We start from the raw sequence: 8,431 nt of genomic DNA on the forward strand, positions 1-8,431 counted from the left end.
GGGTGCTGCGGTGGCGCCGGTCGGCGCGAGCCTCGCCGCGGCGCCAGCGGCGCACGTGCAGCTGCTCGCCAGCCCCGCCGCCTTCAATCCGCCGGGCGTCGCCGATTCGCAGGCCACGCTGACCGCCTTGCTGGCGCAGGCGAAAAGCGAAGTGCGCATGCAGGCGCTCGACTATGCACCGCTCGGTTATGGGCCCGATGGCACGCGGCCGTACTATGCCGTGATTGACAACGCCGTGCGGGCCGCGGCTGCGCGCGGCGTCACCGTCAAGCTGCTGGTTTCGAACTGGAACACCGAGAAGCCGTCGATCGACTACCTCAAGAGCCTTGCGCTGCTGCCGCATGTGCAGATCCGCGTGGTCACGCTGCCGCAGTGGTCGGGCGGGCCGATTCCGTTCGCGCGCGTCATGCATAGCAAGACCATGGTCGTCGATGGCAAGGCCGTCTGGATCGGTACCAGCAACTGGGCCGGCGGGTATCTCGACAAGTCGCGCAATCTCGAGGTGCTGCTGCGTGACGGCGCCATGGCGCAGCGGGTGTGGCGCATGCAGGAGCAGGTGTGGAACTCGCCGTACGCGCAGCCACTCGATATCAACAAGGATTACCCCAAGCCGCTCAAGACCGGCGAACCCACCAAGGAATGACCATGAAAAAACTCACCTGTGTCCTCGCACTGGCCACTGCTTTCGCCGCGACCAACGCTTTCGCCTGGGGCAATGATGGCCACAAGGCGGTGGGCGCCATCGCCGACAAACTGCTGAAGGGGAAGCGCGCCGAGAAGATGATCAAGGAGATCCTGCTGCCTGGCGAGACGCTGGCGTCGATCTCCGTGTGGCCGGACTGCGTGAAGGGCAACTGGTGCGGCCCGCAGACGCCCGAGATGCTCGCCTACGTCGCGGCCAATCCGAAGCACAGCACCTACCACTACACGGACGTGCCGTTCCAGCTCGCGCACTACCATGACGGCGATGTCGGCACCGACGAAGACGACATCGTGCAGACGCTGAAGGAGGCGATCGCCGTCCTGCAGGGGAACGACAACGAGAAGACCAATCCGCACCACTTCACCAAGCGCCAGGCGCTGATCCTGCTGGTGCACATGACCGGCGACATCCACCAGCCGCTGCACGTGGGCGCGGCCTTCGTCGACAAGACCAACACCTTCGTGGTGCCGAAGACGAAAGCGGAGCTGGACAACGTCTCCGTGTTCGACTCGGTGGGCGGGAACAACCTGCTCATGAGCGAAGAGAAGATCGCCGCGGCCGAGAAGGGCGCCGCGATTCCGCCGGGCGAGCCGGTGCCGGTGGTCGAGGGCAAGCCGAAGGCGCTGACCAAGCCGTTCCACACCTACTGGGACGTGACCGCCGTCGACTACGCGTTCCGCCGGACCAGCGTGAAGACCTACGACCAGTTTGCGCAGGCGATGATCGACAAGAAGCCCGCGGTGGCTGCCAACACGGGCGAGGTGACGACCTGGCCGTACCAGTGGGCCGACGATTCGCTGGTGGTGTCGAAGGAAGCGTTCAAGGACGTGGTGCCGGGCGTGGCGACGCAGCAGACGTCCAAGAAGGGCACCTTGTACTACACCTGGCCGCTGGAAGTGCCGGCGAATTATCCGGTGCCGAGCTCCGACATCGCGCGTACGCAGATGACCAAGGCCGGCTACCACCTGGCCCAGGCGCTGGAAGCCATCTTCCCGGACGCGAAATAAGATGGGGTGCCCCGTGCGTGTGACTGAAGCAGTCGAGCGGCCGGTGCGTCCCGTGGGCGTGCGCGCTGGCCGTGCGCGCCAAGCTGGAAAGCAGTGCGCTGGCCATGCTGTTGGCAGCGTTCCGCGTCTTGCCGCTGCAGCGGCATTGGCCGTGGCATGCGGGGCGGCTGGCGCCGCGCCTTTGCCGCTGTGGGAAGCGGGTATTGGCCTCGGTGCGGTGAGCACGCCGGCCTATCCCGCGTCGGCCGATCGCTCGTCGCGCGCGCTGGTCCTGCCCTTCATCATCTATCGCGGAGAAGTGATCCGCTCCGACCAGGGCGGCATTGGCGCGCGCGTGCTGCACAGTGACGTGTATGAGCTGGACGTCGGCTTTGCCGCCTCGCTGCCCGCGCGCTCGGACGATGTGGCCGCGCGCCAGGGCATGCCGAACCTCGGCCCGCTGGGTGAATTTGGTCCCCGCCTGCGGGTCAATCTCGGCAACCCCACGCCTGCCAGCCGCCTGCGTCTTGATCTACCCGTGCGCACCGTGATCGAAGTGCGGGGCGGGCTGCACAAGCGCGGCTGGGTGACCGAACCGCGCTTGATCTGGGAGACGCGCGACGCCACCGGCCAGTGGACCTTCGACGCCCATGTCGCCGCCGCCTTCGGCGACCGCTCCATCAATGACTACTTCTACGGCGTTTCAACGCAGTACGCGACGGCAGCGCGCCCCACGTACGCCGCCGACGCGGGACTGATCCTGACGCGGATTGGCGCCAGCACCTCGTACAAGGTGAGCGAAGACGTGCGCGTCTTCGCCTACACCCGCTACGAAAACTACAGCGCCTCCGCCAACAAGGCCAGTCCCCTGTACCTGAAGAGCTCCGGCACCTCCGCCGGCATCGGCCTCCTCTGGACCCTGGGCCGCTCCAGCACCCCGGCCGCGCGCTAGCACACGCGCCCCCAAACAGGCTGCGGTGCACGCACCGCCCTGCGCCCCCTCAACCCCGGGGTCAGGCCTGCCTTCTCCCTGGGGTCTGACCCCGGCTAGTTATCAACAGCTTATCAACAGCTGCATCATTCTGGGGGCATTCTTTGCAGAAAGGTGGGGCCTGACCCCACCCGAAGGGAGCGGTGCCTGACCCCTGTGGTGGCGGGGCATCGCTAGGGGAGGCGGGAGAGGTAGCCTGGGGCGATGCGGTCGGTGAGCCAGACGCCGTTGTCGGCGACGAAGAAGACGTGGCCGGCGGCGTGCATGCGCGCGGCGTCGATCACCAGCACCACGGGCAGGCCGTGGCGGGCGCCGACCCGGCGCGCAGTGTCGATATCCGTGCAAAGATGGACTTGCCGGCGCGCCTGCGCACGCAGGCCCTGCGCCATGATCGCGGCGACCAAGCGGGAGGCGGTGCCGTGGTAGAGCACCGCTGGCGGTACCTGCGGCGCAAGGGCCAGGTCCACCGGGACGGAATGACCTTGTGCCGCGCGGATGCGGCGCCCATCGGAAGAGACAGTGAAGCGCTGCTTGTCGCTGGAGGCAACCACCTCCAGCAGCTCGGCGTGCGTGATGCGCCGCCCGCTGGCATGGGCCCAGGCAAGCAGCTCATCGATCTCGACCCAGCCCTGTTCATCCAGCACCAGCCCGATCGACCAAGGCTGGTGCCGCAGTACAAAGCTGAGGGTTTTTCTCAGCTGGACGGCGCGCCCGCCCGCCGCCATCACATCAGCGCGATTTGACGAACGGCGTGCCCAAAGCCCTCGGCGCCACCGATTTGGCCATCAGCCCCGCCAGCACGATCACCGTCACGACGTACGGAATGATCTGAATGAGGGACCCCGGCAGCCGCCCCACGCCCGGCAGCACCACGCCCTCCAGGTGGATCTGCAACGCGCTGAAAAAGCCGAACATCAAACAGCCCAGCGCCGTGAACCACGGCCGCCAGTTACCGAAGACCAGTGCCGTCAGCGCGAGATAACCCGCACCCGCCGACATATCGCGCAGGAAGAAGCCACTCTGCACCACGGCGAGATATGCGCCCGAGAAGGAGCACAGCACCCCCGCGATGACCATCGCCGTGTAGCGGGTGCGCTGCACCGAGACGCCCGCCGCATCCGCCGCATGCGGATTCTCGCCGCACGCCCGCAGGCGCAGGCCAAAGCGGCTGTGATACAGCACCCAGTGCACGAATGGGATCAGCAGAAAGGCCACATAGGTCAGCACCGAGTGTCCGCCGATCAGCGTCCCGTACAGCCAGCCGATGAACGGCACGCCAGCCAGCGCTTCACTGCCCGGCAGCACCACTTCCGGCAGGCGGAAGTCGCCCAGCTCCGGCGTGGTCCCGCCCTGCTGGTAAATGTACTGCGCCAGCACGAAGGTCAGCCCGCTCATGGCGATGTTGATGGCGATGCCCGCCACCAGCTGGTTGCCCTTCTGCGTGATGGCCACGAAGCCCTGCAGCAGCCCAATCAGCGCCGACACGGCCGCCCCGGCGAGAATGCCGATCCACGGATTCTGCGTCGAATACGCCACGCCTGCGGACACGAAGGCGCTGCACAGGATCTTCCCTTCAAGCGCCAGGTCGATTACGCCGCTGCGCTCCGCAAACAGGCCCGCCATGGCGGCGAACAGCAGCACCGGCGCATTGCGCACGGTGGAGACCAGGATACTGGCGAGGTGTAAATCGTCCATGGCTTAGTCCTTCGCGCCCAGGTTAATCAGCTTCATGATGACCGGCGCATACAGGTTCTCCATCGCGCCGCAGAACAGGATGATGAGACCCTGGATAAAGATGAAGGTCTCCTGCGGAATATTCGGCTTCTCCAGCGACAGGTCGAAGCCGCCCTGGATCAGCGCCCCGAACAAAATCGAGGACAGCAGGATGCCCACCGGATGCTGGCGCCCCATCAGTGCGATCGCGATGCCGACAAAGCCCGCACCCGCCGGGAAGTTCAGCGACAGATAGTGCGTCGACCCGAGGATCGAGTTGACCGACCCGAGACCGGCCAGCGCGCCCGACACCAGCATCGCCACGATGATCATGCCGCTGATCGAAACGCCCGCGTAGTGCGCCGCTTGCGGATTGAGGCCGGTCGCGCGCAGCTCATAGCCCCACGCCGAACGCCACACCGCGATCCCGTAAATGGCCAGCGCAATCAGCGCCACCACGAAGAACAGGTTGACCGGCGTATGCTCGCCGAACGGCGGGAACCAGTGGTACAGACGCGGCATGAAGGCCGCATCGGCAAACACGCGCGAGGCGGGATTCTGCTCGCCCTCGGGGATCAGGTACTTCACGATGATGAAGTTCATCAGCCCCGCGGCGATGAAGTTGAACATGATCGTGGTGACCACGATATGGCTGCCCCGCTTGGCCTGCAGGTAGCCCGGCAGCCAGGCCCACAGCGCGCCAAACAGCGCCGCGCCAATCATCGCGGCCGGCACCAGCAGCGAGGCGGGCAGGGTGTGGTCGAGGGCCAGCATGGCCAGGGTCAGCCCAAGACCGCCGAAGTACATCTGCCCCTCGGCGCCGATATTGAAGAGGCCCGCCTTCATCGCGACCGACACCGCCAGTCCCGTGAACACGAAGGTAGTGGCGTAAAACAGCGTGTAGCCCAGGCCCTCCGGATCGAAAAACGCGGAGTTGAACAGGATGCGCATCGAGTCCAGCGGATCCTCGCCGAGGATGTGGATGACGATGGCCGCCACCACCATGGCGGACAGCAGGTTGAGGAGGGGCAGCGCAAAGCCGGTGGCCCAGCGCGGAAGCTCAGTTTTCTTCATGCGGATAGTACTCACGCTCGGAGGAGTGGTCGTCACGATTTATGCATCCCGCCCATCAGCAGGCCAATACGGGTGGTGTCGAAGTCGCCGATGTCCATCTGGCCGGTGATGCGGCCGCCCGACATGACGATGATGCGGTCCGCCAGCGCGCGCACTTCTTCCAGCTCCACCGACACCAGCAGGATCGCCACGCCTTCGTCGCGCAGGCGCAGGAGCTGGGTGTGGATCGATTCGATGGTGCCGATGTCGACGCCGCGGGTGGGCTGGCCAATCAGCATCAGCTTGGGCCGCGCCGCCACTTCGCGCGCGATCACCACCTTCTGCTGGTTGCCGCCGGAGAGCAGGCCGATACGCAGGTCCGGATTGGTCGGCCGTACGTCGAAAGCCTTGATCAGCTCCGCGCAGCGCGACTTGATGCGGCCGAAGTCCAGCAGGCCCCATGCGCCGCGGGCCTGGTCCTGGTAGCCCAGCACCGTGTTCTGTTCAACTGTGAAGGCCTTCACCACGCCATCGCGCAGGCGGTCTTCCGGCACGTGGCCGATACCCAGGCGGCGGAACACTTTCGGCAGCCCGTCCGCATCGGCGCGGCCAGCAAACGGCAGCGGTTTCCCGAGGAATTCCACGCCGCCGGAGGAGGGCAGGCGCATGCCCGACAAAATCTCCATCAGCTGGCTCTGGCCATTGCCCGAGACACCCGCGATGGCGACGATCTCGCCCGCGCGCAGCTCGAAGTTGATCCCGTCCAGCAGCTTCACGCCCTGCGCATCGGTGAGTGCGACATCGGACACTTTCAGCACCGGCGCGCCCGGATTGTAGGCGGCGCGCGGGAGTTCGGTCTGGATCGGGCGGCCCACCATCAGGCGCGCCAGCTCCTCCTTCGAGGTCTCGGCCGTGGTCACCGCGCCCACCACGCGGCCCGCGCGCATCACGGTCACCTGGTCGGTGATCTCCATGATCTCGCCCAGCTTGTGGGTGATCAGGATGATGGTCTTGCCCTGCTCCTTGAAGGTGCGCAGGATCTCGAACAGCGACGCGGTCTCCTGCGCCGTCAGCACGGCGGTCGGCTCGTCCAGGATCAGGATATTGGCGCTGCGGTAGATCTGCTTGAGGATCTCGACGCGCTGCTGCGCGCCCACGGACAGGTCCTCGATCTTCGCCAGCGGATCGATCTGCAGGTTGTAGCGCTGGCAGATGTCGCGCAGCTTCGCCTCGACCTCGGTGCGGTGCGCGGACAGCTTGAACCCCCCTTCGCTGCCCAGCATGATGTTGTCGAGGACCGTGAAATTCTCGACTAGCATGAAGTGCTGGTGCACCATGCCGATGCCGAGGGCGATCGCCTCGTGCGAGGTGCGGATGTCGCGTTCCTGGCCGTCGATCACGAGCTGCCCGCTGTCGGCGTTGTAGTAGCCGTACAGGATGCTCATGAGGGTGGACTTGCCGGCCCCGTTCTCGCCGATCACGCCGTGGATGGAGCCCTTGGCGATCGGGAAGCTGACATCGGCATTCGCCTGCACGGCGCCGAAGGCCTTGCTGATATTGCGAAATTCAACAGCTGGCTGCATAGAGTATTTGTCGTGATTTGAAAACGCGCCGCGCAGGCGGGGCCCGGCGGCGCGCGATCGCGTGGTTCGGCGGTTTAAACCGGGCAGCTGTTCCCGGCGCGGTAGTCGATGACCTTCACTTTGCCGTTGACGATATTGGTCTTGGCTTCGTTGACCTTCGCTTCGATCTCGGGCGTGATCAGGCTGCGGTTGTATTTATCGAGCGTCCAGTCCACGCCACCTTCCTTCAGGCCCTTGTGGGTCATGCCCGCGGTCCAGGTGCCGTTTTTCTGCTTCATGAATTCGTCGTAGATCGCGTTGTCCACGCGCTTGACCATCGAGGTCAGGACGTGGCCGGGGTGCAGGTAGTTCTGGTTGGAGTCCACGCCGATACCGAGCTTGTTCTGCTCCTTGGCCTTCTGCAGCACGCCGAGGCCCGAGCCGCCGGCCACCGCGAACACCACGTCCACGCCGCGGTCGAACTGCGCGCGCGCCAGTTCCCCGCCCTTGGCAGGGTCGTTCCACGCGGCGGAGGTGGTGCCCACCATGTTCTGGTAGACCTCGGCCTTCGGGTTGACCGCCTTGGCGCCCTGCGCGTAACCGCAGGCGAAGTTGCGGATCAGCGGGATGTCCATGCCGCCCACGAAGCCGACCTTCTTCGACTTCGACGCCATCGACGCGGCCACGCCGACCAGGTAGGACCCTTCTTCTTCCTTGAACACCACGGAGTTGACGTTCGGGCCTTGGACCACGCCGTCCACGATCACGAAGCGCACGTTGGGGAATTCCTTGGAGACCTTGGTCACCGACTGCGCCTGCGAGAAGCCGATTACCGCGATCAGGTCCAGCTTCTTGCGTGCCAGTGCGCGCAGGACCTGCTCGGACTGGATGTCCGATGCCGCCTGGGCTTCGTAGTAATCGAGACCGGTGTCTTTCTTGAACCGCGCCGCGCCTTCCGCGCCGGACTGGTTGAAAGATTTGTCGAAGCGCCCGCCCGCGTCGTACACGATGCCGAGGTGCCGTTCCGATGCGACGGCGGAGCCGGCGACGCACAGGACAGCCAAGGTGGCGCTGAGAGACTTGAATTTCATGTAAGGGGCTCCTGGAATTCCGCTATTGTACCCGGCCAGCCTGGCAAAGCCAGCAGTTTGGGAGGGGTCTCCGGACCGAATTGTCGCAGGGCTGCGTCGAGCAAGCCGTTACCGATTGTTTCCAGGTCGATGCCGTGTCGCGCCAGCCGCGCCAGGTGCGGCGCGCCGCATCGAGAAGCTCGGCGCGGGTCGCCGTTGGCGCGCAGGGCGGGGCCACGGCGACGAATCCGCAGTGCGCATCGCTGGCTTCATACGTGGTGGCGAGGATGTCGCAGGCGCGCTGCGTGTGCGCGCACGCCAGGCCCGCTCCCGCGAGGGCGCCGTGCAGGGGC

The 8,431-nt window shown here is 65.9% G+C and carries 9 protein-coding genes; 3 read left to right on the plus strand and 6 right to left on the minus strand.

Translation table 11 applies throughout. From position 1 onward, the window contains the following. The 3 genes from E4L96_RS06265 to E4L96_RS06275 all read left to right on the plus strand — a co-directional run. Nucleotides 1–643 (plus strand): phospholipase D-like domain-containing protein (locus E4L96_RS06265; RefSeq protein ID WP_229414254.1); only part of this gene is annotated, 643 nt, incomplete at its 5' end. Between the two features lie 2 nt (nucleotides 644–645). After that, on the plus strand, nucleotides 646–1,710 hold the full coding sequence (locus E4L96_RS06270; protein ID WP_135206361.1) for a S1/P1 nuclease: 1,065 nt from the start codon (nucleotides 646–648) through the stop codon (nucleotides 1,708–1,710). A 151-nt stretch (nucleotides 1,711–1,861) separates the two neighbouring features. Further along, nucleotides 1,862–2,641, plus strand: a complete 780-nt coding sequence (locus E4L96_RS06275) for a MipA/OmpV family protein (protein ID WP_229414256.1) — start codon at nucleotides 1,862–1,864, stop codon at nucleotides 2,639–2,641. A gap of 212 nt (nucleotides 2,642–2,853) precedes the next feature. Here the strand turns inward: E4L96_RS06275 and E4L96_RS06280 are convergent, their stop codons facing one another. From E4L96_RS06280 to E4L96_RS24045, 6 genes are all read right to left on the minus strand, one after another. Continuing rightward, nucleotides 2,854–3,405 (minus strand): RNA 2'-phosphotransferase, encoded by a 552-nt coding sequence (locus E4L96_RS06280; protein ID WP_135206367.1) that lies wholly within the window; start codon nucleotides 3,403–3,405, stop codon nucleotides 2,854–2,856. A gap of 4 nt (nucleotides 3,406–3,409) precedes the next feature. Further along, nucleotides 3,410–4,375 carry an ABC transporter permease gene (locus E4L96_RS06285; RefSeq protein ID WP_135206363.1) on the minus strand — a complete coding sequence of 322 codons (966 nt, stop codon included), beginning with the start codon at nucleotides 4,373–4,375 and terminating at the stop codon, nucleotides 3,410–3,412. A 3-nt stretch (nucleotides 4,376–4,378) separates the two neighbouring features. Beyond that, a complete protein-coding gene (locus tag E4L96_RS06290; RefSeq protein ID WP_135206364.1) occupies nucleotides 4,379–5,467 on the minus strand; it encodes an ABC transporter permease in 1,089 nt (362 codons plus the stop codon). Between the two features lie 32 nt (nucleotides 5,468–5,499). Continuing rightward, a complete protein-coding gene (locus E4L96_RS06295) occupies nucleotides 5,500–7,029 on the minus strand; it encodes an ABC transporter ATP-binding protein (RefSeq protein WP_135206365.1) in 1,530 nt (509 codons plus the stop codon). Nucleotides 7,030–7,103: 74 nt separating this feature from the next. Beyond that, nucleotides 7,104–8,099: a BMP family lipoprotein gene (locus E4L96_RS06300; protein ID WP_135206366.1), complete on the minus strand. Its 996-nt coding sequence runs from the start codon at nucleotides 8,097–8,099 to the stop codon at nucleotides 7,104–7,106. Between the two features lie 22 nt (nucleotides 8,100–8,121). Further along, nucleotides 8,122–8,431, minus strand: a 310-nt coding sequence (locus tag E4L96_RS24045; protein WP_220433398.1) for a hypothetical protein, incomplete at its 5' end; no start/stop codon positions are given.

The sequence above is a fragment of the Zemynaea arenosa genome (assembly GCF_004614185.1).
Lineage (GTDB): Bacteria > Pseudomonadota > Gammaproteobacteria > Burkholderiales > Burkholderiaceae_D > Telluria > Telluria arenosa.

Coding starts and splice junctions, on each gene's coding strand:
- E4L96_RS06270 (WP_135206361.1), top strand. CDS start 646: ATGAAAAAACTCACCTGTGTCCTCGCACTGGCCACTGCTTTCGCCGCG.
- E4L96_RS06280 (WP_135206367.1), bottom strand. CDS start 3,405: ATGGCGGCGGGCGGGCGCGCCGTCCAGCTGAGAAAAACCCTCAGCTTT.
- E4L96_RS06285 (WP_135206363.1), bottom strand. CDS start 4,375: ATGGACGATTTACACCTCGCCAGTATCCTGGTCTCCACCGTGCGCAAT.
- E4L96_RS06290 (WP_135206364.1), bottom strand. CDS start 5,467: ATGAAGAAAACTGAGCTTCCGCGCTGGGCCACCGGCTTTGCGCTGCCC.
- E4L96_RS06295 (WP_135206365.1), bottom strand. CDS start 7,029: ATGCAGCCAGCTGTTGAATTTCGCAATATCAGCAAGGCCTTCGGCGCC.
- E4L96_RS06300 (WP_135206366.1), bottom strand. CDS start 8,099: ATGAAATTCAAGTCTCTCAGCGCCACCTTGGCTGTCCTGTGCGTCGCC.